3 protein-coding genes are annotated in these 2326 nt (G+C 76.4%); all 3 read right to left on the bottom strand.

Annotation, left to right across the window (positions count from 1 at the left end; all coding sequences use genetic code 11):
• The coding region (locus JZ5iCDA_RS19945) for a C40 family peptidase (protein WP_171905422.1) at positions 1-616 on the bottom strand (616 nt) is incomplete at its 3' end.
• A gap of 2 nt (positions 617-618) precedes the next feature.
• Positions 619-1053 carry a flagellar export protein FliJ gene (locus tag JZ5iCDA_RS16955; RefSeq protein ID WP_069388181.1) on the bottom strand — a complete coding sequence of 145 codons (435 nt, stop codon included), beginning with the start codon at positions 1051-1053 and terminating at the stop codon, positions 619-621.
• Positions 1053-2326, bottom strand: a 1274-nt coding sequence (locus JZ5iCDA_RS16950) for a FliI/YscN family ATPase (RefSeq protein WP_069388180.1), incomplete at its 5' end; no start/stop codon positions are given. The genes JZ5iCDA_RS16955 and JZ5iCDA_RS16950, both read right to left, overlap by 1 nt.

Here is a 2326-nt window from a genome sequence, read left to right as displayed (position 1 = left end):
CTGCGAGCGTGCCGATGACGACGCCCGCGACAGCGGCGCTCCGCACGCCCGGGTCCTGTAGGCATCTCTTCACGTGGCCTTCCTTCCTTGTGTCACCAGGTGGGAGGATGGGGGTCCGGGCCGGGGGGTCGACGCCGTGGCGGCCGAGCACGAGCTGGACGAGGCCGGAGCAGTCCAGGCCGCCCTCGGCGAGGCTCTCCCCGCCCCACACGTACGGCACGCCGAGGTACTCGCGCGCCGTCTCGACGACGGCCGCGCCGACGCCGCCGGCAGTGCTCGCCGTGCCCGCGGTGCCCGTCGCGCCCGCCGCACCCGTCGTGCCGGGCGCCGCCGGGGCGGTCGCCGCACCGGTGCCGAGCGCGGACCACAGGCGTCCGGCGAGGTCGTCCGTGCCGGACGTCGTGCCCGAGAGCGTGGAGAGGAGGTCGCCGGCCAGGTCCGTGGACCCGGTGCCGGTCGTCCCCGTGACCGACGCGAGCACGGAGGCGAAGTCCGCCGCCCCGCCCGACGCGGCCGCCGTCGTGCCGGCCGGGGTCGTCGGCCGCACGGTCGTCGCCTCCTGGAGCGAGGCGAACCCCGTGCGGATCTCCTCGACGCGGGCGAGGGCTTGCACCATGCTCACGAGCCGGCCGTCCGTCCGCCCGGGCCCCACGAGGTCGACGCGACCTCGTCCAGCACGGCCTGCTCGGCACGGCCCTCGGCGAGCGCCGTGGCGTCGTCGTGCCGCTCCTGCAGCTTCTCCAGGCCGAGCGACGCCGAGCGCGCGCGCTGGAGCTCGGCGCGGGCCTCGTCCACGTCCTGCGCGCGCAGGCGCGCCTCCGCCTCGAGCACCGCGAACAGCGAGCCGGCCGCGGCACGGGACGCGGCGATCGCGGCGAGCGAGGCGCTGCTGCTCGCGTCCTCCGGGGACGCGTTGACGTACGCGGACAGGCCGCCGACCCGGTCGAGCGTCTCCGCGAGGTCGGCGTCCGCCCCCACGAGCCGCAGCCGTGCCTGGTCCTCCTCGAGCTTGCGCAGGCGCAGGACGCCCGCGAGCCTGAACTTGCCGGCCATCACGACTCCCCTCCGGTCAGGGCCTGGGCGAGCCGCGTCAGGCGCGACCACGACTCCTCGGCCGGTGTCTGGTCCGTCATGGCCTGGCGCAGGAAGGCGTCGATCGCCCTCTCGTGCTCCAGCGCCGCGTCGACGAGCGGGTTCGAGCCCTTCTTGTACGCCCCGATGTCGATCATGTCCTGGGCCGAGCGGCGCGCCGCGAGCACCGCGCGCAGCGTGAGCGCGACGGACCGCTGCTCCGCGGAGGTGACGCGCGAGGCGACGCGGGAGACCGACGCGATCGCGTCGACGGCCGGGTAGTGGCCGGCCACGGCGATCGCGCGGTCGAGCACCACGTGCCCGTCGAGGACGGAGCGCGCCTGGTCGGCGACGGGCTCGTTGTGGTCGTCGCCGTCGACGAGGACGGTGTAGATGCCGGTGATCGAGCCCGTCGCGCCCGTGCCCGCGCGCTCGAGCAGGTTCGCCATGAGGGAGAACGTCGACGGCGGGTAGCCCCGCGTCGCGGGCGGCTCGCCGACGGACAGCCCGATCTCGCGCTGCGCCATCGACACGCGCGTGAGCGAGTCCATCATGAGCACGACGTGCGAGCCGGCGTCGCGGAACGCCTCGGCGATGCGCGTCGCCGTGAAGGCGGCGCGCCGGCGCATCATCGCCGGCTCGTCGGACGTCGCGACGACGACGACGGAGCGGGCCAGGCCCTCGGGGCCGAGGTCGTCCTCGAGGAACTCGCGCACCTCGCGGCCGCGCTCGCCGACGAGCGCGATGACGGAGATCTCCGCGTCCGTGCCGCGCGTGATCATCGACAGCAGCGACGACTTGCCGACGCCTGAGCCCGCGAAGAGCCCGATGCGCTGCCCGCGTCCCACGGTGGTGAGCGTGTCGAGCACGCGCACGCCGGTCTGCAGGGGCGTGTCGATCCGGGCGCGGTCCATCGCCCGCGGCGCGTCGTTGTCGACGGGCACGCGCGGGCCGGCCGCGAGCGGCCCCAAGCCGTCGACCGGCCGGCCGAGCGCGTCGATCACACGGCCTGCGAGCCCGCGCCCGGTCGGCACGAGGGTGCCGGCGCCCTGGGCGCGCACCGGGTCGCCGGCGCTCACGCCGGGCAGCCGGCCGAGCGGCATGCAGCGCGCACGGCCCTCCGCCGTCGCGACGACCTCGGCCTCGACGGCCTGCGGGCCGTCGCCCACGCGGACCAGGTCGCCGATCGCGCAGTGCAGGCCCGCCACCTCGAGGCTGAGCCCGACGGCCGACGTGACCACGCCGACGCGCTCGG

It is taken from the genome of Cellulosimicrobium cellulans (genome assembly GCF_001722485.1).
In the GTDB taxonomy this organism is placed as follows: Bacteria; Actinomycetota; Actinomycetes; order Actinomycetales; family Cellulomonadaceae; genus Cellulosimicrobium; species Cellulosimicrobium cellulans_A.
Note: the sequence above shows the minus strand (reverse complement) of the source record. Positions and strands in the feature narration are given on the sequence as shown.